Source organism: Solwaraspora sp. WMMA2065 (assembly GCF_030345075.1).
GTDB lineage: Bacteria > Actinomycetota > Actinomycetes > Mycobacteriales > Micromonosporaceae > Micromonospora_E.
Window position 1 is genome coordinate 4869041 of the sequence record NZ_CP128361.1, and the last position, 23747, is coordinate 4892787.

Here is a 23747-nt window from a genome sequence, read left to right on the forward strand (position 1 = left end):
TTGATCAGCACCGACATCGAGGCACCGCCGACCGGGCCGGTCGTGGTCCGACTGCACCGGGACCACGATCCGGCGGTCGCCGACATTCCCGGCATCGACCTGGGCACGGCCGAGTTCACCGGGTCCGCCGCCGACACCGTCGGGGACTGGCTGGACCGGGGGGTACGCAAGGTGGCGCTGCCCGGCACCGTCGACCTCACCGCTGCCGACTCGGTGACGGCGGCCGACGCGGTCCGCCGGCTCGTCCTGGTCCGCGAGTTGACCAGCTACGCCATCGAGGTGGACTGGTCGATCCGGCTGCCGGGCGGCGACGGCGACCTGTGGCGGGTGTACGGGCATCTGCGTCCGCCGGCGACGGTCGAGATCGTCGGCGCAGCGGGTGCCACTGGCGCAGCCGGCTCCGTTGACGCCGCCGGCTCCGCCGGCGCCGAGCCTGATGCCGAATCCGACCCGGGTACGGTGGCCGCTGCCGCCTGGCGGGACGCCTTCTACTTCGACAAGTGCACCTACCGGCGGGGCCCCGGCTTCGTCCAGGTCCGGGACCGGCGGGCCGGTCGGCTCAACCTGCTGACCATCGACGACCCGGCGTACCTGGCGGTGCTGGAGCAGCTGCTCGACGGTGCCGGGATGACCACTGTCGACCTGGACATCGCCCGCGAGTTCGGCGAGGAGGGTCTGGTCACGAAGGTGGGCGACCAACTGGTCTGGTTGCCGCACCGGCTGCGCCGCTGGCCGCTGCCGTCGATGGTGGTGTGACCTCGTCGCCCATCGCCTCCGCCGGGACGCCGGTCCAGCGGGAGTACGCGCTGTCCACGAAGTACGCCTCGCCCGGATCCCAGGTGTGCCCGGTGGGCCGCCGATGGTAGAGGTAGCCGAGCGGATGGGTTCGGTAGATGGTGGCGCCCTCCGCCCGGAGCCGCTCGATCAGCCCGAGGTCGACCGAGCGGGGCACCGGGCGCCAGCCGCCGACGGCCTCCAGATCGCTCTTGGCGAGCAGCATCGTGCCACCGGCGACCACTCCGCCGTACGCCTCCGGGATGCCGGACCGTCGGCGCAGGGTGACGCCCTGATCGTCCAGGTGGACGAACTCGGCTCCCTTGCCGACCAGGGTGGCCCCGGAGTAGTGCCGGGCCAGCACCAGGTCCCAGACGTGTTCGACGCCGTAGCTGTCGTCGTCGTCGAACTTGGTGATCAGTGTGCCGCGGGCGCGCCGGGTGGCCGCTGCGAGCCCGGCGCCGAAGTCGACCGACTCCGGCAGGTGCAGCACCTCGAACGGGCGGCCCGCGTCGGACAACGCCCGGCGGGCCGACTCCGGCAACTCGATGCCGTGCAGTCCCAGGATGATCTCAATCTCCGGATAGGTCTGCGCGATGATCGCGGCCAGCGCGGTGGTGACCAGCTCCGGCCGCCGGGTGATCAGGACCGCGCTGACCGATGGCGGCCGACCGAGTGCCGGCAGCCCGCCGTCGGCGAGGCCGGGCAGCCGCAGTCCTGCGGCGTGGCCGCGCATCGCGGCCCGGCGCTGCCGTACGCTGCGCGCCTCGACGGTCAACGACCCGTCCGGCCCGGCTGACCCGTCCGGCCCGGCTGATCCGTCCGGCTGTCCGGTGACGAGCACGCGTAACTGCGGGTCGAGCAGGTCGGCCACGGCGGGCGGCAGGACCGGGGCGTGCACGAGCACCCCGGTCGCGGCGAGCTGCACCAGCAGCCCGGCGGTCTGCTCGGGATGTTCACCGGGCACCAGCCGACAGTGCACCGCGCGGACCCGCCGCAGCGCGGCCAGCGCCGCCGCGTCCAGCCCGGGGCCGGTCAGTGACCCGTACCGGGACGATCCACTGACCGGTCCGCGGAACCTGCTGGCCCCGGACCGGTCGGCGCGGGCGAACTCGAGGGAGATCTCTGCCGCCTCCGGCCGGTACGCGGCAGCCAGCCGGCCACGCGGGTTGATCCGTTCGGCGTCGATCAGCACGAGCCGCTCGCCAGCGGGTGTCGTGACCGCGTGCCCGGTGCCGGCCAACCGGACACCGTACGCCGCACCGCGCTCGCCCTGCGGGCCGGTGGTGTCGTGGCCGGGATCTGGCGGGCCGGTGGTGTCGTGGTCAGAATCTCGCGGGCCGGCGGCGTCCCGGTTGTCCAGCACCAGGTCGTGGGCGCGAATCTCGTCGCGCTCCGGCAGCGGTCCGGCGGTCAGCACGGTCGCCCCCGCCGGCAGGTACGCCGGCGGGGCACCGAGGGCGGTGACGTCGGCGGTGCCCGGGGACGGCATCGTCCGGGACCCGTCCAACGCGCGCAGCGCCGCCCGTACCGCCGACCGCAGCGGCACCGGGGCGGCGAGCGCCATCCGGACGGTGGCCGCGCCCCGGCGCAGCCTGGGCAGCCCGACCCGGTGCCGACGCAGCTGCGGCAACGTGCCGACATTGCCGGACCAGCCGAGCCCGGGGTACCGCCACCAGACGACGACCACGGTGGCGGCGCGTACCGGCTGACCGGCAGCTGGGTGGTGGGGCAGGTCGCGTAGCCGGTCCACGGTGCCGGCGATCACCAACGCGCGCCGGATGCCGGGTAGCCGCAGCACCCGCAACCCCACGGCGCGGCCGAGCCGTTCGGCGGGGTGGGGTGCCGGTAGTCCGGTGAGGCGCCAGGTGATCCGGCTGCCGGCCGGCGCGGAGGCGTCGGAGCCGGCGTCTCGCCTCACCTGATCGCCCCCTCCTCGGCTTCGTCGTCGACCGCACCGCCCCGGGCGGGTACGGTGCCCGGCAGCGCCGCCGCTGCTGGCGGTGTCCGACCGGCGGTTGCCGGCCGCTCACCGGCTCCAGCAGCTCCGCTGGCCCCGCTGACCCCGGTGGCTCCGCTGGCCCGGCCGGGCAACCGTTTGCGCAGTGACCAGACGGCCATCAACGTCTGATAGAGAGAATAGGCGTTCGCCGCGACGAGGCGGTGCTTGACCGTCTCGCTGCCGTTGCCCGGCACCTGGTACCCGCCGACCGGCCGATGCCGGTGGTAGAGCTCGTAGGTGCGCCGGAAGTAGCGCCGCCGGTGGGACCTGGGCACCCGGTGCGGGTGCCCGAGCACCTGAAGGCAGTGCCAGATCATCCGACCGAAGATCAACGGGCGCAGGGCGGCGGCCCGGCCCGGGTGGGCGTCAAGGTAGGTGAAGACCCGCTGCCACTGGTCGAAGACCTCGAAGTGCCGGTCGCTGACCGTCCGGGTGATCGCGCCGTCGTGATGCTGCCGGTACGCGTAGCAGTCGCGATCCAGCACGGCGATCCGGTCCACGGCGACCAGCAGCGGGATCACGAACGAGACGTCTTCGTACCAGCCGGACTGGAAGGTGATCCCGGTGTCGACCAGCCGGTCCCGCTTGATGATCTTGTTGCAGGCGATCCACAGCACGTCGAGCAGCCCTGGCTCGTCGGCGAAGCGGAACACCTCCGGAAGTTGGCGGCCCGGGGCGATGCCGGTGACCGGATGTTCCTCCGCCCGGCCGTCGGGATGGACCCGGGAGTACCCGGTGATCAACAAGTCCGGGTCGGTGTGCTCGAGCCGGTCGGCGACCGCGGCCAGCGAGCCGTCCGGCAACCAGTCGTCGCTGTCCACACACCATACGTAGCGACCGCTGGCATGGGCGATACCCGCGTTGCGGGCGGCACCCAGCCCGCCGTTGCGGTCCAGGCTGACCACGGTGATCCCGGGGTGTTGCTGTGCGTAGCTGGCCAGAATGGCGCTGGACCCGTCGTCGGAGGCGTCGTCCACCGCCACGATCTCCACGTCCGCACGATGCTGCGCCAGGACCGAGTCGAGGCATGCTGCGAGGTACTTCTCGACCCGGAACACCGGGATGATCAAGCTCAGCAGTGCCATCGGTGCAGCGCGCCTTCCACGTATGTCGGTGCGTCGGTCCGGCGGCGGGGGTCAACCGTCGGTCCGACATCGTCCGTCGGGTAGGGGAAGGGGGCCCTGGCAAAAGGCTAACAGCTGGTGACCAGCTGGCGAACGCCTGGGACTTTCCCGCCCGTGTCACCGATCGTCGCCCACCCGACGTCTATGTCAGCAGGGGTCGGACACCGGCAGGTCCACACCGGGGAGGGTGCCCAGGCATGGGAGTGCAGTGTGTACGGCGCGGCTGAGATCAGCCTGCCCGGGCATGTGGTGGGCAAGCCGCGACCCGCCGTCGACCAGGCGGTCTCCGCGTCCACGGCCCCGGACGGGTCGAGGGCGGCGGACCGCGCCCCGTCCGGGGCCGTGGACGCGGAATTCGTCGCGTTCGCCTCGGCGGCTGCGCCACGGTTGCGCCGCACCGCCTACCTGATGTGCCGCGACTGGCATCTGGCCCAGGACTTCACCCAGACGGCACTGGCCAAGATGTACACCGCGTGGCGGCGGGTGTCCCGGTTCGACAACCTGGAGGCGTACAGCCGCAAGGTGCTGCTACGGGTGGTGCTCGACCACCGCCGCCGGCTCAGCGCGCGGGAGCTGCCGATCGCCGGCCCCCGCGAGGACGGTGATCCGGCCCGGTCCGCCCGGCCCGAGCTGCGGGTCACCATGATCGACGCGCTCGGCTGTCTGCCGCCCCGCGACCGGGCGATCGTGGTGCTGCGCTACTGGGAGGACCAGAGCGTCGAGACCGTTGCCGAGACGCTCGGCGTCTCGGTGTCGGTGGTCAAGACCCAGAGCCGGCGTTCCCTGGCCCGGCTGCGGGAACTGCTCGGCGACAGCCGCGCCGACCTGCTGGCCGAGGACTCCTGATCAGCGGGCGGCAGCCGGCGTCCACGGGGGCAGGCAGCGTCAGCGGGCGGCCAGCCGGCGCAGCCGTTGGCGGCCCTGGCGGGCTACCCGAACCCCGCGCCGCGCCGCGCGTCCGGCCTGGTAGCGGGCCATCCGACTCCACCTTGCCGGCGTCGCGGCGGCGGTGACCAGCGGGTCCGAGACCACCAGACGCAGCCCGCGGCGGCCGGGTGCGACCCACACGGCACGGCCCCGGGCGGTCAGTGTCGCCCGGGTGCCGGGCGCGCCCGGTGCCGGCGGGAGTACCAGTTCGGCACCGTCGTCGCGGGCGACGACCCGCAGCGCGTACCGGCCGCGGGGCAGCGTGGCCAGCGGTACGTCGACCCGCCAACGGAGCCGGCCGCCGCTGCCGTCAGCCACGGTCAGCGGCAGCCGCAACCGGGTGTCGCCGATCTCCAGCACCAGGTCGTCCCGCTGGTCACCGGGCGCGCCGCCGGGGCCGGGCAGGCCGCACCAGCCGGTGAGCCGGACCACCTCGTCGCCGGCCGGGTCGCCACGGCGGACGCTGTGCACGCCGACGGTCGGCGCGGGTAGCCGCAGCAGGTCCCGGTAGCGGTCCCAGCGCGGATGGTCGAGGTAGAGCTGCCCGCCGCGCAGCCGGACCGGGCCGTCGTGCCGGGGCTGGCGTACTCCGTCCGGGTCCTGCTCGTAGAGGGCCACCGCGCGCAGCCCGGCGTGCGGGCTCCGGCTGAACTCGGCGGCGACCGGCACCGGTACGTCGGCCAGCAGCGCCGCCATCCGGCGGGTGAAATCGGCCAGCTGCCCGTCGTCGAGGACGTCGGCGGCCCGCCCGGCGTAGTGCAGTTGCATGTACGCGACCCACCGTCGGATCGCCCCGGCCACCTCGGGTGCGACGTCGGAGCTGCCGGTGACCAGCCGTTCGATGATGTTCAGATGCTGCATGATCTTCGCCGGTCGGAACCGGCCTTCCATGATTGACGAGCCGTTGCCGCGCTGTCGGTAGAGGTAGACCAGTCGTGGGCTGAGCGCGGTCAGCGAGGAGCGGACCAGCAGCGGCACGGTGAACAGGACATCCTCGAACGCGCTGCCCTCGGTGAACTCGGCCCCGACCTGGTCGACCAGGTCGCGGGCGAACACCTTGTTGCAGGCCGACGGGTTGCCGATCAGCAGCGGTGCCTCGGCGACGGACCCGATGGTGCGGGCCGGTCCGACGATCTCCGCCCGCCAGGGCGGGCTGGGCCGGGGCGGGAAGCCGTGCATGTCGCCGACCGCCACCTGCGCCCCGGCCCGCTCGGCGAGGTCGACCAGGTGGTCCAGCCCGCCGTCGGGGTAGAGGTCGTCGGAGTCGAGGAAACCCAGGTAGTTGCCGGTCGCCAGGCGTACCCCATGGTTGCGAGCGGCACCGAGACCGGCGTTGTCCTGCCGGACGTAGCGGACCCCCGGCGCCCGCCGGGCGTAGTCGCGGGCGATCTCGCTCGACGAGTCGGTGGAGCCGTCGTCGATGACGACGACCTCGATCTCGGTCCGCCGTGGCTGGCGGTCGATCGACGCCAGAGCCGCGCCGAGCCAGGCCTCGGTGTTGTAGACGGGTACGACGACGCTCGCCCTCGGGGCAGCCACGATCACCTCTCGGCGGGTTGTCCGGCGGTGCCGCGCCGCTCCCGGCGGCGGGCCGGGCACGCGGTGGCGGCGGCGGTCAATCTACCGCGCCCGGGTGGCCGGTGCCCCTCGGCACGGCTCGCCGGCCGCCGGGTGCATGATGGCGGACGTGCTGGGGAAACTGCAGACCGAACCGGTCCGGAGCCGACTCGACCTGGTGGCCGCGCCGGTGGCCGCCGCCGTCGAGCAGTGGTCGGCCGAGGTGCCGGTCGACGTGGACGATGTGGCGGTGGCGTCGATCGACCCCGAACTCGCCGACACGGCCGCCTTCTGCGCCGCGTACGGGGTGGCGCTCGACGAGTCGGCCAACTGCGTGGTGATCGCCGGCAAGCGGGGCGGTGTCGTCCGGTACGCCGCCTGCATGGTGCTGGCCACCACCCGGGCGGACGTCAACGGGACGGTCCGCCGGCTGCTCGACGCGCGTAAGGCGAGCTTCGCCCCGATGGCCGACGCGGTGCAGAGGACCGGGATGGAGTACGGCGGGATCACCCCGATCGGGCTGCCGCCGGAGTGGCCGATCCTGGTCGACGCGCGGGTGGTGGCGGTGCCGCACGTGGTGATCGGTTCCGGGGTGCGGGGCAGCAAGATCGTGGTTCCCGGTCCGGCGCTGGGGGTACTGCCCAACGCACGGGTCGTCGACGGGCTGGCGGCCCCAGCCGGCACCTGACCGGCTCCGCCGGGGGTGAGCTCCGGTGCCGCTCCGCCGGGGGTGAGCTCCGGTACCGCTCCGCCGGGGGTGAGCCCTCGGCGTCGGTGACGGTACGGTGATCGGCGGGCGTCGGCGTCGGGTCAGCGTGGACACCGGTGAATCAGTCGACGGCATTCCGGTGACTGAACGGTCGTTCAATTCGGGTCGACACACGGTTAGGCTGGCCAGGTGACGGTAGATCAGCAGACGGCAGCGACGGACGGGGCCGAGCCGAGCGCGCCACGGCGACGCTCACGTCGCGACGAGATTCTTCAGATCGCGGTCGGGCTCTTCGCGGCCCGCGGCTACCACGGCGTGTCGATGGACGACATCGGCGCCGCCGCCGGGGTCACCGGTCCGGCTCTCTACCACCACTTCGCCGGCAAGGAGGCGATGCTCGCCGCCGCGCTCATCCCGGTCAGCGAGGAACTGCTCGAAGGCGGACGTGTCCGGGTCGCGGCGCGGCCCGGCGACGCCACCGCCGCGCTCGCCGCACTGATCGAGTTCCATGTCGAGTTCGCCCTGGCCAACCCTGCGGTCATCGCCCTGCACCTGCACGAGCTCGACCGGTTGCCGGAGGAGCCGCGCCGGCGGATCCGGCGGCTACAGCGGCTCTACGTCGAGGAGTGGGTGGCCGTGCTCACCGCGCTGCGCCACGACCTCGACGCGGCCGAGGCCCGGGTGCTGGCGCACGCCGCGTTCGGCCTGATGAACTCCACCCCCTTCCTCGGCGGCGAGGTCGACCGGGAACGGCGGGCCACGCTGCTGCGCGCCGCCACCCTCGCCGCCCTGCACGGCTGAGCAGCACACCGGGCACACCCCCGCGCCCGGCAGCGGGCGCCGCACCCCCGCGAGGAGAGGCATGATCGAGTCGTTGCTGGTGGCCAACCGGGGCGAGATCGCCCGGCGGATCATCCGTACCGCCCGACGGCTGGGCGTCCGGACCGTCGCCGTGCACTCCGAGGCCGACGCCGGCATGCCCTTCGTCACCGAGGCCGACCAGGCGATCTGTGTGGGGCCCGCGCAGCCGGCGCAGAGCTACCGCGACACCGGGGCGATCCTGGCCGCCGCCAAGAGCAGCGGCGCCCAGGCGATCCACCCCGGCTACGGGTTCCTGTCGGAGAACGCCGACTTCGCTCGCGCGGTCGCGTCCGCCGGCCTGATCTGGGTCGGGCCCGGTGGTGACGCCATCGAGGCGATGGGCGACAAGATCAACGCGCGGAACCTGATGTCCGCCGCCGGGGTTCCGGTGGCCGCCGGCACCACCGAGCCCGCCGAGACCGTCGACGCCGCACTCGACGCCGCCGCCACCATCGGCTACCCGGTGATGGTCAAAGCCGCCGCTGGCGGCGGCGGAATGGGCATGGGCGTCGCTGGCGACACCGCCGCGCTGCGTACCGAATTCGACAAGGTCCGGGCGTTCGCCGCGCGCATGTTCGGCGACGGGTCCGTGCTGATCGAGCGCTACTTCCCCCGGGTACGCCACGTGGAGGTGCAGATTCTCGGCTGGCGGGCGCCGGACGGCACCGACCGGGTCGTCGCCCTCGGTGAGCGGGAGTGCTCGGTGCAGCGGCGCAACCAGAAACTCGCCGAGGAGTCGCCGTCGCCGGCCGTGACCGACGAGATCCGGGCCGGGCTGCTCGCCGCCGCCGTACGGGCCGGGGAGGCGGTCGGCTACCGCAACGCCGGCACGGTGGAATGCTTGCTCGACCCGGCCACCGGCGAGTTCTTCTTCCTGGAGATGAACACCCGGCTGCAGGTCGAGCACCCGGTCACTGAGCTGGTCTACGGTGTGGACCTGGTCGAGGAGCAGCTGCGGGTGGCCGCCGGCCTGGAGCCGACGTTCGACCCGGCCACCCTCGCGCCGCGCGGGCACGCGATCGAGTTGCGGATCAACGCCGAGGACCCGAAACGCTTTCTGCCCGGACCGGGCGCGATCACCGCCTGGTCGGAGCCGACCGGCGACGGGGTCCGGGTCGATTCCGGGTACGCCGCCGGCACCACCGTGACGCCGTTCTACGACTCGCTGATGGCCAAGCTGATCGTCTCTGGCGCCGACCGGGCCGAGGCGATCGCCCGGGCCCGGGCCGCAGTCGCCGCCTTCGAGGTGGCCGGGCCAAAGTGCAACCTGCCGTTCTTCGCCGAGCTGCTGGACAACCCGGAGTTCGTCTCCGGTGACTACGACACCGGCATCGTCGGCCGGATGCGGTGAGGTCCGGTCCGACGCAGTCCGTCGCGTCGACGCGACGGTGACCTTCACCGGATCCCATTGAGTGGACGGCACGGGCGCGGGATGCTGGACGGATGGCAGCGACGCCCCTTCCCGAGTCCGTGTCGATCCGCGAGGTCGGGCCGCGTGACGGCCTGCAGAACGAGCAGCCGATCCCGACCGAGGGCAAGGTCCGCCTGCTGGACGCGCTGTCCGGCACCGGCGTACGCCGGATCGAGGCGGTCTCGTTCGTCCACCCGAAGGCGATCCCGCAGATGGCCGACGCCGACGAGGTGTGGCGGCGGGCCCGGCGGGCGCCCGGGGTGCGCTACTCGGCGCTGGTGCCGAACCTGCGCGGGGCCCGCCGGGCACTGGACGCCGGCTTCTCCGAGGTCGAAGTGGTGGTGTCGGCCAGCGACACGCACAACCGGCGCAACGTCAACCGGTCCACCGCCGAGTCGTTGGACGACATCGCCGCGCTGATTCCGCTGCTGCACGCCGCCGGGGCGCACGTCGAGGTGATCGTGGCGACGAGCTTCGGCTGCCCGTACGAAGGGGAGGTCGACCCGCAGCGGGTGGCCGGGATCGTCGACCGGGTGGTGGCCGACGGGGCGGACCGGGTGGCGTTCGGCGACACCACCGGGATGGCCACCCCGCGCCGGGTCCGCGAGCTGGTCACGGCGGTGCGCGACCGGCAGGCGGCCGTACCGGTGCTGCTGCACTTCCACGACACCCGGGGTACGGCGTTGGCGAACCTGCTGGCCGCGCTGGAGCTGGGGGTCACCGAGTTCGACGCCAGCGTCGGCGGCCTGGGCGGCTGCCCGTACGCGCCCGGGGCCAGCGGCAACGTGGCCACCGAGGAGGTGGTGCACATGTTGCACGACATGGGCGTCGAGACCGGGATCGACCTGGATGCCCTGCTGGCCGCCGCCGCGCTGGCCGAGGAGCTGGTCGGCAGGCAGCTTCCCTCCGGGGTGCTGCGTGCCGGCCCGCGTACCCGGCTCACCCCGACCAGCTGACCCGCTGGCGGGGGTCGCGAGGGTGACCGTCGTGCGGTAGCCTAACGATCGTTTAGTATGGGCTGGCGCGAGGGGGCGGCGTGACACTGGACGGTGAGGCGCTGGATCGGCTCGACAAGCGGATCCGGGCCGGCGGCGCGGAGAAGTACCATGCGGCGAACGCCGCCCGGGGCAAGCTGTTCGCCCGGGAACGGGTCGACCGGCTGGTCGACGCGGGCTCCTTCGTGGAGGACGGCCGGTACGCCAACGCCCTCGCCGACGGGCTGCCCGCCGACGGTGTGGTCACCGGCACCGCCACCATCGACGGTCGACAGGTCTGCCTGATGGCCAACGACTCCACGGTCAAGGCCGGCTCGTGGGGCGCCCGTACCGTAGAGAAGATCATCCGGATCATCGAGCGGGCGTACGACGCCGGCCTGCCGATGGTCTACCTGGTCGACTCCGCCGGGGCCCGGATCACCGATCAGGTCGACCTGTTCCCCGGCCGGCGCGGTGCCGGCAAGATCTTCTGGAACCAGGTCCGGGCCTCCGGGGCGATCCCGCAGGTCTGTGCCCTGTTCGGGCCGTCGGCCGCCGGCGGTGCCTACATTCCGGCGTTCTGCGACGTGGTGGCGATGGTCGAGGGCAACGCCAGCATGTACCTCGGCTCGGACCGGATGGTCGAGATGGTCACCGGTGAGAAGACCACGCTGGAGGCGATGGGCGGTGCCCGGGTGCACTGCGCCGAGTCCGGCGTCGGGCACTTCCTGTGCAAGACCGAGGACGACGCGCTCGATGTGGTCCGCCGCTACCTGTCCTACCTGCCGGGCAACTGGCAGCAGCCGCCACCGGCGACGGCGGCGGTCGAGCCGCCGGCCGGGGTCGACCTCGCCGCGCTGGTGCCGGCGAGCGAACGGCAGGCGTTCGACATGCGCCGGTTCGTCAAGGGACTGCTCGACGAGGGCAGCTTCCTGGAGATCCAGGCGTTGTGGGCCCGCGAGCTGACCGTCGGCTTCGGCCGGCTGGCCGGCCAGGTGGTCGGCGTGGTCGCCAACAACTCGATGTTCAAGGGCGGGGTGCTGTTCGTCGACTCCGCCGACAAGGCGACCAGGTTCGTGCAGCTGTGCGACGCGTTCAACGTACCGCTGCTGTTCCTGGCCGATGTGCCCGGCTTCATGGTCGGCAGCGCCGTGGAGAAGCAGGGCATCATCCGGCACGGCGCGAAGATGATCAGCGCGATCTCGGAGGCCACCGTACCGAAGATCTGCGTCGTGGTCCGCAAGGCCTACGGTGCCGGGCTGTACGCGATGGCCGGCCCCGGATTCGAGCCGGACGCCACCCTGGCCCTGCCCACCGCGAAAATCGCGGTGATGGGCGCGGAGGCTGCGGTCAACGCGGTCTACGCCAACAAGATCGCGGCGATCGACGATCCCGACGAGCGGGCCGGCTTCGTCGCCGCCCGCCGCGCCGAGTACGAGCGCGACATCGATCTGACCCGGCTCGCCAGCGAACTCGTCGTCGACGACATCGTCCGACCCGAACAGTTGCGCGCCGAACTGGTCCGACGGTACGCGGCGGCCACCGGCCGGGACCGGCACTTCTCCCACCGCAGGCACGGCGTCACTCCGGTCTAGCGGCACCGCAGGTGCGGCACCCGGTGCCAGTGACAGGCGACCGGGCTGCGAGTCCTCCAGAAAGGATCTGAGCATGGACTTCAGGCTGACCGACGAGCAGGAGGCGCTGCGGGAGAGCGTCCGCGAGTTCGCCCGCGAGGCGATCGCGCCGGTGATCGGTGACTACTACCAGCGGCATGCCTTCCCTTACGACATCGTCCGCCAGATGGGCAAGATGGGGCTGTTCGGGTTGCCGTTCCCGGAGGAGTACGGCGGGATGGGCGGCGACTACTTCGCGCTCTGTCTGGTGCTGGAGGAGCTGGCCCGGGTCGATTCCAGTGTGGCCATCACGCTGGAGGCAGCGGTCTCGCTCGGTGCGATGCCGATCTACCGGTTCGGCACCCCGGAGCAGCGCGAGCGGTGGCTGCCGGAGCTGGTCAGCGGGGCGGCGTTGGCCGGTTTCGGGTTGACCGAGCCGGGATTCGGCTCCGACGCCGGAGGGACCGCCACCCGGGCGGTGCGCGACGGTGACCATTGGGTGATCAACGGTTCGAAGGCGTTCATCACCAACTCGGGCACCGACATCACCTCGCTGGTGACGGTCACCGCGGTGACGGGGAGCAGGCCGGACGGGTCGAAGGAACTGTCCACCTTCATCGTGCCGGCCGGGACGCCTGGGTTCACCGTCGCGCCGGGGTACTCCAAGGTCGGCTGGTGTGCCTCGGACACCCACGAGTTGACGTTCGACGATTGCCGGGTTCCGGCCGAAAATCTGCTGGGTGAGCGTGGTCGGGGGTTCGCGCAATTTCTCCGGATCCTCGACGAAGGGCGGATCGCGATCGCCGCCCTTGCGGTCGGCCTCGCGCAGGGCTGCGTCGACGAGTCCGTCCGGTACGCGGGTCAGCGCCGCGCATTCGGCCAGCTCATCGGCGGGTACCAGGCGATCCAATTCAAGATCGCTGACATGGAGGTACGGGCGCACACCGCCCGGCTGGCCTACTACGACGCGGCCGCCCGGATGCTCGCCGGTGACCAGTTCAAACGTCAGGCCGCGGTGGCGAAGCTGCACGCCAGCGAGTGCGCCGTGCAGAACGCCCGGGAGGCGACCCAGATCCACGGTGGGTACGGCTTCATGAACGAGTTCCCGGTCGCGCGATTCTGGCGCGACGCGAAGATTCTCGAGATCGGCGAGGGCACCTCGGAGATCCAGCGAATGATCATCGCTCGTGATCTTGGGCTGGCCGACGCTTGATGAGCTTGTAAGGGTGCCCCGGAGGGCACCGCACCTCACCGGTTGTGTCGGAAATCCGTTCCTTTCGGGTCGTCAGCCGGACGGAAAGCTGACCCGGGCACCCTGCAATGCGTACCCTCTCCTGCCATGAGTCCGGATCATGCTCCTGACCAGAGCAGGGTCGGGTTCGACGAACTACTCCGCAGCCGACGGCTGGCCGTCGGCCTGACCCAGGCGGAGCTCGCCGCGGTGGCCGGGGTCGGCGTGCGTACCGTCCGGGACCTGGAACGGGCCCGCACGGCCCGGCCGCAGCGGACCACGGTCGATCTGCTCGTCGCCGCGCTCGGCCTGACCGGAGAGGACCGGGCCGAGTTCCACGCGGCGGCGCGGGGCCGGCCGGCCGAGCCGCGTCCGACGATCCCGCGCCAGCTGACCCCGGCACTCGCCACCGCAGCGTTCCCGGCCGGGCCGCGCAGCGAGGCTGCCGGCGACATCGAGACATTGGTCGGGCCCGGCCGTAGCCGGGGTGTCCCACTGCCCGGCGAACTGATCGGCCGCGACTGTGACGTGGCCGACCTGGCCGGCCTGCTGACTGCGGGACCCGGTGCCGGGGCAGGGCTGGTCAGCCTGGTCGGACTTGCCGGAGTCGGCAAGACCAGCCTGGCGCTCGCGGTCGCCGCCGAGGTGACCGACCGGTATCCGGGCGGCACCGGTGGCATCGTCGTCACCGAAGGCTCCACCGTCAGTGACGTACTGACCGCCACCGCTACCGTCTTCGGCGTCGGGCGGGTCAACGACCTGGCGGCCCGGCTAGCCGACGGCCCGGCACTGCTGCTGGTGGACGCGGTGGAACGGGCACCGGTGGCGATGGCCGACGCGCTGCACTGGCTGACCCGTACCGCTCCGTCGCTGCAGGTGGTGGCGACCGGCCGGCACCCGGTCGGACTCCCCGGTGAACGGGTCTGGCCGGTCACGCCGCTGGAGGTGCCGCCGGCCGACACCGAGGCCGATCTGGCCACGGTCGCCGGCTACCCGGCGGCGCGGCTCTTCCTGGCCCGGCTCCGGCAGGTACGCCGGGAACCGGTGCACCCCGGCGAGGTCGGCGCGCTGGTCGGGCTCGTCCGGCGGCTCGGCGGGCTGCCGCTGGCCATCGAGCTGGCCGCCGCCCGGGGGCGGGCGCTCGACCTGAACGAGATCTTCAACCGGTACGGCGACCGGCTGCTCGACCTGGCCGTGCCACCACCCAGCAGGGAAGCCGTGGCGGTGACTCTGCGCGACGCGGTCGCGGCCAGCTACGCGCTGCTCACCCCCGCCGAACGGCGTGGCGTACGTCGGCTCTCGGCGTTCCGCAACCGGTGGTCGGTCGAGCTGGCCGAGGGGATGCTCGCCGAGGATCCGGTCCAGCCGGATGTTGGCCAACTCGACATCGGCCAACTCGACATCGGCCAACTCGACATCGGCCAGCCCGACATCGGCCAGTCGGATCAGGACGGTCGGGTCGACGCGGTGCCGTTCCTCGACCGGCTCATGTCGTTGGGGCTGCTCGGTGCCCGGGGCGCGGGTCCGTACCGGTTCCGGCTGATCGACGTGGTGCGGGATCTGGCCACCGAGCGGGCCGCCGCACACGGCGAACTGTCGGCGATCCGGCGTCGGCACGCCGTGCTGTTCGCGCGGCTCGCCGAGCGGGCGGCGGTCGACCTGGCCGGGCCGAAGCTGGTCACCGTCGTCAGTCGGCTCGACGAGGTGGCCAGTGACCTGTGGGCCGCGCTCGCCCACTCGGCCAACGACGACCCGCACACCGCACTGCGCCTGGCCGCCGCACTGCCCCGGTGGTGGCGGTTCCGGGGACGCGACGTGGCCGGACGGCGCTGGCTGCGCCGGCTGCTCGACGACCCGCGGTCGGCCGACGCGGACCCGGCGATCCGGGCCTGGGCCCAGATCGGCGTGGCTCAGCTCGCGCTGGAGCACGACGCCGGCCCGCAGGAACTTCCGGCGGTCCGGTCGGCGCTGGTCACCTTCATCGAGCTCGGGGAGACGTCGGGTGAGCTGGCCGCGCGTACCGTGCTCAGCTCTGCCTGCCTGGCCGCCGGTCGGTTCGACGAGGCGCGGGCGCACTCCGAGGCGGTGCTTGCCCTGGCCGGCCGAATCGGCCGGATCCGGGAGATGACGCTCGCCCAGCACGCGTTGGCCCGGCACGAGATCCGATCGGGTGACCTGCGGGCCGCCCGGCGCCGGCTCGCGGCGGTTGACCGGCTCGCGGCCAGGTCCGGCGAGGACCGGTTGCGGCTGCTGGCCCGGGCCAACCTGGCCGAGGTGGCCAGGCTTGAGGGCCGGTACGCGCGGGCAGCCGACCTGGGACGCCGGGTGTTGGCGGCGTTGACCGCCGTCGGGGATCCGAGTCACCGGCGGCAGGTGTTGGGCATCGTCGGGCTGGCGCTGGCCCAGGACGGCCGCCTCGCGGAAGCGGCCGACGCCCTGACCGAGCTCCGTGGCCAGGTGATGCCGGTGGAGGGGGTGGACCGGCCTGGTCACCCTGCCGACCAGGCCGGGCCGGGCGACGATCCCCGGTGCGCGTTGATCGAGGCGACCCTCGCGGCGCGGCGCGGGGAACGGGAGCTGGCGACGGAGTGGTACGCCGTGGCGGCCCGTTCGCTGGGCAACGGCCCAGAGCCGCGGGACGCGGTGGAGGCGATGGTGGAGCTGGTGGTGCACGCTGAGACGACGGCGTCGCGGGCTTCGGCCCGGGACCGGTTGGTGGCGGCCTGCCACAGTGCCGGGATCACCCTGCTGCCCCGGGAACGGGAGGCGGTGGGTCAGGGATGAATCAGGTCAGGACGCGGACGTCCGGCGGGGCCATCACTGGCCGCCCGCCGGACGTCGACACGCCCCCCGGGTTGGCGCGGAATCGCCCCCCGGCCTGGACCAGATGTCCTGGCCTTCGCGCCGCACCCCCCGTTACGTTCCCGGTCGCCAGTACGCTATCCGGCCCATCCGAGCTGTTTGCGGCTTTCAGAACTTTATGTCGTTGATCAAGGGTGCTTTCTGCCGGTCCTTCTGCCGGTGCCGGCGTCGGTCAACGGACCGGCGCGGTCACTTCGTCACTGCCGGCGGTTGCCTGCGGATGCACCGCGTCACGAAGGTGTCGGAGGGTGTCGAGTAGTGTCGCCAACTCCGCAGGCTCGAACTGGCCGGTGAACCACTTGTCGATCAGTTGCAGGTGGCCGGGGAGGGTGTCGTCGAGGCGTTGCTGTCCAGCCCGGGTGAGCACCGCGTACGAGCTGCGCCGGTCGGACGGGCAGGCGCGCCGGCAGACCAGCCCGTCGCGCACCATCCGGTCGACCACCCGGGTCGCGCCACTGGTGGACAGCGCAGCCTGAGCGGCCAGGTCGGTCATCCGCAGCTGGTGACCTGCGGAACGGCGCAGCCGCATCAGCACCTCGAACTCGACCGTCGACAGGCCGTGCTCCTCGAACTGCGCCGCGAAGCGGGCCGCGAGCCCGGTGTGGACTTCGAAGAGGAGGCCGATCGCGGTGATCCGGGGATCGTCGGCGAGGTTCTCGGTCACCAGGTCATCGTAGCAGTACTTGACATGAGGAATATTGCCTAGTCTATTGTTGCTGTCGCACATGTTCCCCCTTCAACCGAATGTCCCGCGAGAGGCAGTAGCCATGAGCACCGACCAGACCACCCGCGAGTGGAACGGCATCACCATTCCCACCGCCGGCACCTACGAACTCGACCAGGCCCACCGGCGGGTCGGGTTCGTCGCTCGCCACATGATGGTCAGCAAGGTCCGCGGTGAGTTCACCGACGCCACCGCCACCATCACCGTCGCCGAGGACCCGCTGCAGTCGTCGGTCACCGCGGTGCTGCAGGCGGCCAGCATCAACACCGGGCAGGCCGACCGGGACGCCCACCTGCGAAGCGGCGACTTCCTCGACGTCGAGAAGTTCACCACCATCGAGTTCCGCAGCACCGGGATCGTCTCGCACAGCGGCAACGAGTTCGTGCTCGCCGGTGACCTGACGGTCAAGGACGTGACCCGGCCGGTGGAGCTCGCCGTCGAGTTCGAGGGCGCCGGCCGCAGCCCGTTCGGCCAGGACATCTTCGGCTTCACCGCCAGCACCGAGATCGACCGTGAGGAGTTCGGCCTGACCTGGAACGTCGCCCTGGAGACCGGCGGCGTGCTGGTCGGCAAGAAGATCAAGATCGAGATCGAGGGCGAGGCCATCCGTCAGGGGTGAACCCCGGCGCCCGTACCCGGCGCGACACAGCGGCACCCCGGCCACCTCCTCGGTGACCGGGGTGCCGCTGTCTGTAGTAACCCCAGTAGAAGACGCCCGTCGGATGTGAAAAGGTGAAACCGAGCGCTTCGGTCCGCTCACTTTGGGGCGATCAACGCCTGTCCCGGCTGGGGGAGCCGACGACAGCTGCGGTCGAGCAGGGTTGCACCACCACACAGTCGGAACGGTTCTGCCGCGCCGCTCGGCCAGCGAGCGTGGCGGCGGCCGTTCGGGGCGCGCCGGGGAGGGCATTATGGGCAGGGATGTCGGTTCACGCGCGTCGTTCAGTCGGGAGGATCGCGTACGCTACCGGCAAAAGGTCCGCCGCTGCCTCGACGTCTTCGCGCTGATGCTCGACGACTTCAAGTTCGACGCCGACCGGCCGACGACCGGGCTGGAGATCGAGCTGAACCTGGTAGATCCGTACGCGGAGCCCGCGATGCGCAACGCGGAGATCCTGGCCAACCTCGCGGACCCCACCTTCCAGACCGAGCTCGGGCAGTTCAACCTCGAACTCAACGCGCGCCCGCGGCTGATCGAGGCCGACGGATTCGCCGACTACGAAGCCGACCTGCAGGCCAGCCTGGCTCGCGCCGGTGACCGGGCGGCGAAGGCCGAGGCGGCCATCATCCTGATCGGCATCCTGCCCACCCTCACCCCACAGCACCTGGTGCTGAACAACATCTCCACCAACGGGCGTTACCGGGTGCTCAACGAGCAGATCGTCGCCGCCCGCGGGGAGGACATCCGGCTGGACATCCGGGGGGTGGAGCGGCTGCAGGCGTACACCGACTCGATCGCCCCGGAGGCCGGCTGCACCAGCGTGCAGTTCCACCTGCAGGTCTCCCCGGACAACTTCGCCAACTACTGGAACGCGTCCCAGGCGATCGCGGCGGTCCAGGTGGCGCTCGGTGCCAACGCACCGTACTTCTACAGCAAACAGCTCTGGGCGGAGACCCGCATCGTGCTGTTCGAGCAGGCCACCGACACCCGGCCGGACGAGCTGAAGGCGCAGGGCGTACGGCCCCGGGTGTGGTTCGGTGAACGGTGGATCACGTCGATCTTCGACCTGTTCGAGGAGAATGTCCGGTACTTCCCGCCGTTGCTGCCGATCTGCGCCGACGAGGACCCGGTCGAGGTGCTGCAGGCCGGCGGCGTGCCCGAGCTCAGCGAGCTACGGCTGCACAACGGCACCGTCTACCGGTGGAACCGGCCGGTGTACGACATCATGCACGGTCGACCGCACCTGCGGGTGGAGAACCGGGTGCTGCCCGCCGGGCCGACCGTCGTCGACATGCTCGCCAACGCCGCCTTCTACTTCGGCCTGGCCAGGGAGCTTGCCGAGGCGGACCGCCCGGTGTGGAGCCAGCTGAGCTTCGGTGCGGCCGAGGAGAACTTCCACCAGGCTGCGCGGCGCGGGATCGCCGCACACATGCACTGGCCGCAGCTCGGCGAGATTCCGGTCACCGATCTGGTGCTGGATGTCCTGCTTCCCAAGGCGTACGCCGGGCTGGACCGGTTCGGTGTCTCGCCACAGCAGCGTGACCGGCTGCTCGGCATCATCGAACAACGCTGTCGGTTGAGGCGCAACGGTGCGGTCTGGCAGACCGAGTCGGTCTGGCGGGCCGAGCGGGAGCAGGGCCTGGCCCGACCCGACGCGCTGCACCAGATGCTGCAGCGCTACGCCGAACTGCAACGCAGCAACGAACCGGTGCACACCTGGCCGGTCGACTGATTCGCGTTGTTCAGCTGCCATCGGGGGTGGTCGGCTTGGGCCGGCCACCGCCGGTGACCGAAGCCGTGCCCCGAGCCGGGGCGTCGGCCACCTGGCCACTGGTCGGCTGCTCCGGCACCGGCGCGTCGCGGCCTTCAGCGGAGCCGGAGCCGGAGGCATCGTCCCGGCCATCGGCAGACGCGTCGGCGGCCGAAGCGCCGTCGTGGTCGCGGTCGGTGGCGGTGGCGGGCTGCCGGCGGGACATCTCCAGCCGCTGCGCGATCGCGGTGACCAGCACCGACCCGGCCAGGCCGGCGATCACCGCGTACGGGGCGAGCAGATGCGCCGAGAGTTGCTCCGCCCGCGGTCCCACCAGCCGGGGGGCAGCCAGGAAGTACGCGGCGGCGATCAGCACCGGGCCGACGCCGCCGGAGATCGCGGCGCCCACCCGGCGACGCGCGTCGCGGGCGGCCGGCCAGGCCGAGACCGCGCCGATGATGAACGCCGAACCCAGTGACAGCGCCGCCCCAGGTAGGTAGATGTTGCGGAACCAGTACTGTTCGCTGTCCGCAGTGATCTGCCAGACGCCGAGTTGGGCGCTGGTCAGCCCGGTGCCGGAGATCACCGAGTCGATCACCGCGACCACCGCCAGCAGCCAGAGCCAGCCGACAGTGGCGATGGCGTTCGCCGCCGCCGCCCGGGAGGCGACCGCCCAGATCGCCATCAGCAGTCCGACGACCGCGCCCACCATCGCGTACCCGGCGGCGATGGTCTGTGGGGAGAAGGTGTCGGCCCGGGTCGCGCTGCGCGCGGGTACGGCGATCAGGGCGACCGTGAGCATTCCCCCGATCGCGGCCGCTGCGGCCAGGGCGAGTCGCCACAGGCTTGCGGTCAGCAGGCTGTCCGGCGTTCGATCCGGATCGGCGCCGGCCGACGGTTCCGAGTTGGGAGGTGACGGCGCGAGCCGGTCCGCGACGACGGCACCCATCACCACCGAGGTCGCCGTGATCCACGTCGCCCAGGCGAGGCTGGCGACCCAGGAAGCCTCTCCTCCGCCGTCAACTGACGGTAACCAGGCAACTATGCCGAGGCCGTAGCCCAGACCGAGCTGCGCGGCACCTGCGCCCGCAGCGATGCCGGTCGCCGTCGCGACCGATCTTCCCCAGCCTCGTACGGCCATGCCGGGCACTGTAGCGGTAGTGGCGAACTCCGGCGACTCGTGGGCGTGGGGCACGCTGTCCGGCGGGCGGGTCGCTATCTTGAGCTCTACCGACAGTCACGCCCGGTGGCACGTACCGGTAGTACGGAGAGGACGAGTCATGGCCGACAGACCGAGGGATCCTGCGGAGGACGGCTCGGCGGGGCGTGACGTCGGGGACTACACCAGCCAGCTGCCGCGGCCGGTCGACCCCTGGGCGACCAGGGCCGGTGGGTCAGGTGACCAGGCCGAGTCGACCGGTGGGTCCGACCAGCCGCTCGGTCGGCCCGGCACACCGGGAGGCGACCCGGGGGCGACGGTCGCCGACCGGGGCGGGCACCTCGGCTCGACCGCACCCGACCTTCCGGCTGGTTCCGCCGCCGGTGGTGCTCGGGAGCCGGCGTGGTCCGGCCGGGCCGGGGTGCCGGTGCGCCCGGCGGCGGGTGGCGGCGGCACCGGCGACTGGCCGGGACCGGGCGGTACGGAAGGCGGCGGCCGGCCGTGGTGGCTGCCGATCCTGATCGGTGTCCTGGTGCTGCTGCTGGTCGCGTTGGTCGGCCTGGTGATCTGGTGGGCCAGCACGCTGGACGACTCCACGGATCCGGGCGGGCCGACGCCGACGGCTGCTCCGACCGCGACGGGGCCGACCTCGCAGCCGGAGACGGAGCAGCCCGAGCCGACCGAGGAGCAGCCGGAGCCGACCGAGGAGCAGACCAGTGAGGCGCCGCTGGTGGTCGTACCGACACTGACCGGGCTGTCGCTGGCGGACGCCCGTGCCGAGCTCGATGAGCGGGGCCTGGTGTACCGGCTGGAACAGCGCGGTTCGGACCAGCCGGCTGGCACGGTGCTCGAGACAGATCCGCCGACCGGAGCGGAGGTGCCGCCCGGTACTGAGATCCTGTTGGTGATCGCCGCGACCAACTCCGAGCCGACGGGTCCGGCTGAACCGACCGGGTCGGTCGGGCCGACCGGTGAGCCGGGCGACGGAGAAGAGGACTGAGCCGGGGTCAGCTGGCCCGCGCCGACATCACCGCCGAAGCCGGCCGCCGGGCGGCTGTCCGACCCGGCCGGTCGGCCACCACCCGGAGCTGGCGTAGGCCGTCGATCTGGACGAAAATGGAGCGTCGGTCGACGGCCTCGCCGCTGGCGTTGAGTTCGTAGCCGTCCAGCCAGACCCAACCCTGGTAGGTCGGCCAGTCGTGGACCCGGATCACCCGGAAGAGGAGCGGCTCGAGGAACTGCACGCTTGCCGCACGGGTCACGTGGAGGACGTCTCCTGAGCGGGGTAGTAGCACCGCTACTCCTGTTCCGAGCTGCCGTTGTCCGATTGCTGCCGGGCATGCGGATTCGCACCGGGCACTGTCGGATGCTCCACCGGTGGAGCCGGTGGTCAGACGGGCACGGCGTTGTGGGTGTCCGGACAGCAGGCACCGTCGCGGTACGGCGCAACCGCGGCGGATACGATCTTGGATGAACGCTGAGTGATCTGGGGCCTACGCAAAGGGTGCACTACCATCGCCTTCGATGCAAGTTGCAAAGTGGTTTTGGCGCGATGCGAAAATCACTCAGTCGATTGCTGCTTGAAGTCCTACGTGTACGGGCGGCAGACTGAACAGGCTTTCTTCCGCGTCGGCCTCCCTCCCCGTCCACGCACGACCGCTCGCGACGTAACCCCCGTCGCCCCTCAACCGCGTGCGCGGGGTCCGGCCGACTGCCCCATACACCCCTGACCGGAGGTGACCGGTGACCGAGCGCCGAAGCCCAACCGTCCGTCGCCGCCGTCTCGGCGCCGAACTGCGCCGGCGGCGGGAAGCCGCGAAAGTCACGATCGATGCGGTGGCCGAACGACTGGAGTGCTCCGCCTCCAAGGTCTCCCGGATCGAGACGGGACACACCACCGCGACTCCCCGGGACGTCCGCGACATGCTGGAGATCTACGGCGTGACCGGTGTCGAGGCCGAGGAGCTGGTGCAGATCGCCCGGGAAGCTCGGCAGAAGGGCTGGTGGCATCCGTACTCCACGGTGCTCACCGGCGCGTACGTCGGGTTCGAGGCGGCGGCCCGGTCGGTCCGGGCGTACGAGCAGCAGGTGGTTCCCGGTCTGCTGCAGACCGCCGACTACGCCCAGGCGATGATCCGCTCGGCCCGACCCGACATCACCGACGAAGAAGTTGCCCACCGCGTCCATGTCCGACTGAAGCGTCAGTCGTTACTGACACAGGAAGATCAGATCGATGTATGGGCGGTGCTCGATGAGGCGGTGCTGAGTCGGCCGGTCGGCGGCGACGCGGTGATGCGCGCCCAACTGCACCGCCTCGTCGAGGCGGCGGACCTGCCGAACGTGACCCTGCAGGTCCTTCCGTTCGAGGTGGGGGCACACGCGGGAATGGACGGGACGTTCACCATCCTCGACTTTCCGGAGCCCAGCGACGCGGATGTCGTCTACGCGGAGAACGCCACCGGTGGGCTCTTCCTGGAGAAGACCGAAGAACTACGCAAATACATATTTATCTTCGATCACATACGCGCGGCGGCACTCACTCCCGAGGAGTCCGTCGCGATGATCGCTGAACGCGCGAAGGAGCCATTGTGGACATCGAGGTCAAGGGGCTTCGGGTAGACCTGACCCGTGCGGCCTGGCGAAAGAGCTCGCGCAGCGGGCCGAACTGCGACAACTGCGTGGAGATCGCGTTCGTCGACCAGGCCATCGCGGTTCGCGACTCGAAGAACCCGACCGGAGCGGTCCTGATCTTCACTTCCGACGAGTGGGACGCCTTCCTCGGCGGTGCCCGGGACGGCGAGTTCGACCTGGACTGACCCACGGTTGAGCCCCGGGCGCGTCCCGGGGCTCAACCGTGCCCAGCTTGCTCAGCCAGCGCGCTGTGCCGCAGCGCATGCCGCACCCCGACCGCGACCAGCAGGATCACCGCCACCGTCAGCACCAGCGCGTCGGCCACCGCCCCCAGCCCTGGCACACCACCGAAGTACCGCGCCGCCACCGGCACCAGCGCCACCGCCGTCACCTGCACCGGCAACGCCACCAACGGGTGCGCCGCGCGGGCCAGCAGCCCTGGCGGACTCGGCGCGGCGGGCGCGGTGACGAATGCCGCCGATCCGCCGTACAGCCGCCGCAGGCGCGGCAGGGTCACCACCGCGACCGCCGCCGCCGGCACAGCGACCAGCAACACCTGTGCGCTGGCCGCCCCGCCACCGATCAACCCGGCGATCCCACCCAGGCCGGCCAGCACGAACGCGGTCAGCCAGCCGACCCGGCGCCGCAGCGCGGCCGGGCTGCCCGCCGACGGCAGCGACTCGGCGATCACGGCGGCGGCGAGCCAGCCACCGGTCAACGCCAACCAGCCGACCAGAGCGATGTCCATGCTCCGAATCCTGCCGGCCGGTCGACGTC

At 71.9% G+C, this 23747-nt stretch carries 21 protein-coding genes; 14 read left to right on the plus strand and 7 right to left on the minus strand.

From position 1 onward, the window contains the following. On the plus strand, positions 1-756 hold the full coding sequence (locus O7610_RS22170) for a DUF5825 family protein (protein WP_289211762.1): 756 nt from the start codon (positions 1-3) through the stop codon (positions 754-756). On the opposite strand, the gene O7610_RS22175 is transcribed toward O7610_RS22170, so the two are convergent. Both O7610_RS22175 and O7610_RS22180 read right to left on the minus strand, forming a co-directional pair. Beyond that, a complete protein-coding gene (locus O7610_RS22175) occupies positions 680-2695 on the minus strand; it encodes a glycosyltransferase (protein WP_289211763.1) in 2016 nt (671 codons plus the stop codon). The genes O7610_RS22170 and O7610_RS22175 overlap by 77 nt on opposite strands. Continuing rightward, the gene (locus tag O7610_RS22180; protein WP_289211764.1) at positions 2692-3861 is read right to left on the minus strand and encodes a glycosyltransferase family 2 protein; all 1170 of its coding nucleotides are present in this window, start codon (positions 3859-3861) and stop codon (positions 2692-2694) included. The genes O7610_RS22175 and O7610_RS22180 overlap by 4 nt, the downstream gene beginning before the upstream one ends. A gap of 183 nt (positions 3862-4044) precedes the next feature. On the opposite strand from O7610_RS22180, the gene O7610_RS22185 reads away from it, so the two are divergent. Further along, positions 4045-4746 (plus strand): SigE family RNA polymerase sigma factor, encoded by a 702-nt coding sequence (locus O7610_RS22185; RefSeq protein ID WP_281552385.1) that lies wholly within the window; start codon positions 4045-4047, stop codon positions 4744-4746. Positions 4747-4785: 39 nt separating this feature from the next. Here the strand turns inward: O7610_RS22185 and O7610_RS22190 are convergent, their stop codons facing one another. Next, positions 4786-6366 (minus strand): glycosyltransferase family 2 protein, encoded by a 1581-nt coding sequence (locus O7610_RS22190; RefSeq protein WP_289211765.1) that lies wholly within the window; start codon positions 6364-6366, stop codon positions 4786-4788. Positions 6367-6517: 151 nt separating this feature from the next. Between O7610_RS22190 and O7610_RS22195 the strand changes: the two genes are divergently transcribed. The 7 genes from O7610_RS22195 to O7610_RS22225 all read left to right on the plus strand — a co-directional run bounded on the left by O7610_RS22195 (position 6518) and on the right by O7610_RS22225 (position 15967). After that, positions 6518-7072 carry a YbaK/EbsC family protein gene (locus tag O7610_RS22195; protein WP_281555772.1) on the plus strand — a complete coding sequence of 185 codons (555 nt, stop codon included), beginning with the start codon at positions 6518-6520 and terminating at the stop codon, positions 7070-7072. A gap of 210 nt (positions 7073-7282) precedes the next feature. Continuing rightward, positions 7283-7894, plus strand: coding sequence for a TetR/AcrR family transcriptional regulator (locus tag O7610_RS22200; RefSeq protein WP_281552387.1), 612 nt, complete (start codon positions 7283-7285; stop codon positions 7892-7894). Between the two features lie 61 nt (positions 7895-7955). Next, on the plus strand, positions 7956-9305 hold the full coding sequence (locus O7610_RS22205; protein ID WP_289211766.1) for an acetyl-CoA carboxylase biotin carboxylase subunit: 1350 nt from the start codon (positions 7956-7958) through the stop codon (positions 9303-9305). A 92-nt stretch (positions 9306-9397) separates the two neighbouring features. Beyond that, entirely contained in the window at positions 9398-10321 is a 924-nt protein-coding gene (locus tag O7610_RS22210) for a hydroxymethylglutaryl-CoA lyase (RefSeq protein WP_289211767.1), read from the plus strand. Between the two features lie 80 nt (positions 10322-10401). After that, on the plus strand, positions 10402-11934 hold the full coding sequence (locus O7610_RS22215) for an acyl-CoA carboxylase subunit beta (RefSeq protein WP_281552390.1): 1533 nt from the start codon (positions 10402-10404) through the stop codon (positions 11932-11934). Between the two features lie 73 nt (positions 11935-12007). Next, a complete protein-coding gene (locus tag O7610_RS22220) occupies positions 12008-13165 on the plus strand; it encodes an acyl-CoA dehydrogenase family protein (protein WP_281552391.1) in 1158 nt (385 codons plus the stop codon). A 126-nt stretch (positions 13166-13291) separates the two neighbouring features. Next, positions 13292-15967, plus strand: coding sequence for an ATP-binding protein (locus tag O7610_RS22225; protein WP_289211768.1), 2676 nt, complete (start codon positions 13292-13294; stop codon positions 15965-15967). A gap of 250 nt (positions 15968-16217) precedes the next feature. Here O7610_RS22225 and O7610_RS22230 read toward each other — a convergent pair whose 3' ends face one another. Next, a complete protein-coding gene (locus O7610_RS22230; RefSeq protein WP_281552393.1) occupies positions 16218-16709 on the minus strand; it encodes a MarR family winged helix-turn-helix transcriptional regulator in 492 nt (163 codons plus the stop codon). A gap of 103 nt (positions 16710-16812) precedes the next feature. Between O7610_RS22230 and O7610_RS22235 the strand changes: the two genes are divergently transcribed. Both O7610_RS22235 and O7610_RS22240 read left to right on the plus strand, forming a co-directional pair. Then, positions 16813-17388, plus strand: coding sequence for a YceI family protein (locus O7610_RS22235; RefSeq protein ID WP_281552394.1), 576 nt, complete (start codon positions 16813-16815; stop codon positions 17386-17388). Between the two features lie 292 nt (positions 17389-17680). Beyond that, positions 17681-19162: a glutamate-cysteine ligase family protein gene (locus O7610_RS22240; protein WP_281552395.1), complete on the plus strand. Its 1482-nt coding sequence runs from the start codon at positions 17681-17683 to the stop codon at positions 19160-19162. 10 nt (positions 19163-19172) lie between these two features. On the opposite strand, the gene O7610_RS22245 is transcribed toward O7610_RS22240, so the two are convergent. Next, the gene (locus tag O7610_RS22245; RefSeq protein ID WP_289211769.1) at positions 19173-20321 is read right to left on the minus strand and encodes a hypothetical protein; all 1149 of its coding nucleotides are present in this window, start codon (positions 20319-20321) and stop codon (positions 19173-19175) included. A gap of 139 nt (positions 20322-20460) precedes the next feature. On the opposite strand from O7610_RS22245, the gene O7610_RS22250 reads away from it, so the two are divergent. Next, complete coding sequence (locus O7610_RS22250; RefSeq protein WP_281552397.1) at positions 20461-21339, plus strand: PASTA domain-containing protein; 879 nt, start codon at positions 20461-20463, stop codon at positions 21337-21339. Between the two features lie 7 nt (positions 21340-21346). Here O7610_RS22250 and O7610_RS22255 read toward each other — a convergent pair whose 3' ends face one another. Further along, positions 21347-21634: a hypothetical protein gene (locus O7610_RS22255; RefSeq protein ID WP_281552398.1), complete on the minus strand. Its 288-nt coding sequence runs from the start codon at positions 21632-21634 to the stop codon at positions 21347-21349. Between the two features lie 448 nt (positions 21635-22082). Here O7610_RS22255 and O7610_RS22260 point away from each other — a divergent pair, with 448 nt between their 5' ends. Next, the gene (locus tag O7610_RS22260) at positions 22083-22958 is read left to right on the plus strand and encodes a helix-turn-helix domain-containing protein (RefSeq protein ID WP_281552399.1); all 876 of its coding nucleotides are present in this window, start codon (positions 22083-22085) and stop codon (positions 22956-22958) included. Next, a complete protein-coding gene (locus O7610_RS22265; protein WP_475047573.1) occupies positions 22934-23155 on the plus strand; it encodes a DUF397 domain-containing protein in 222 nt (73 codons plus the stop codon). Before O7610_RS22260 ends, O7610_RS22265 begins: the two co-directional genes overlap by 25 nt. A 32-nt stretch (positions 23156-23187) precedes the next feature. Here O7610_RS22265 and O7610_RS22270 read toward each other — a convergent pair whose 3' ends face one another. Then, positions 23188-23718, minus strand: a complete 531-nt coding sequence (locus O7610_RS22270) for a hypothetical protein (RefSeq protein WP_281552401.1) — start codon at positions 23716-23718, stop codon at positions 23188-23190. Positions 23719-23747: the final 29 nt, after the last annotated feature.

Coding starts and splice junctions, on each gene's coding strand:
- O7610_RS22180 (WP_289211764.1), bottom strand. CDS start 3,861: ATGGCACTGCTGAGCTTGATCATCCCGGTGTTCCGGGTCGAGAAGTAC.
- O7610_RS22185 (WP_281552385.1), top strand. CDS start 4,045: ATGTCAGCAGGGGTCGGACACCGGCAGGTCCACACCGGGGAGGGTGCC.
- O7610_RS22205 (WP_289211766.1), top strand. CDS start 7,956: ATGATCGAGTCGTTGCTGGTGGCCAACCGGGGCGAGATCGCCCGGCGG.
- O7610_RS22210 (WP_289211767.1), top strand. CDS start 9,398: ATGGCAGCGACGCCCCTTCCCGAGTCCGTGTCGATCCGCGAGGTCGGG.
- O7610_RS22220 (WP_281552391.1), top strand. CDS start 12,008: ATGGACTTCAGGCTGACCGACGAGCAGGAGGCGCTGCGGGAGAGCGTC.
- O7610_RS22225 (WP_289211768.1), top strand. CDS start 13,292: ATGAGTCCGGATCATGCTCCTGACCAGAGCAGGGTCGGGTTCGACGAA.
- O7610_RS22235 (WP_281552394.1), top strand. CDS start 16,813: ATGAGCACCGACCAGACCACCCGCGAGTGGAACGGCATCACCATTCCC.
- O7610_RS22240 (WP_281552395.1), top strand. CDS start 17,681: ATGGGCAGGGATGTCGGTTCACGCGCGTCGTTCAGTCGGGAGGATCGC.
- O7610_RS22245 (WP_289211769.1), bottom strand. CDS start 20,321: ATGGCCGTACGAGGCTGGGGAAGATCGGTCGCGACGGCGACCGGCATC.
- O7610_RS22250 (WP_281552397.1), top strand. CDS start 20,461: ATGGCCGACAGACCGAGGGATCCTGCGGAGGACGGCTCGGCGGGGCGT.
- O7610_RS22270 (WP_281552401.1), bottom strand. CDS start 23,718: ATGGACATCGCTCTGGTCGGCTGGTTGGCGTTGACCGGTGGCTGGCTC.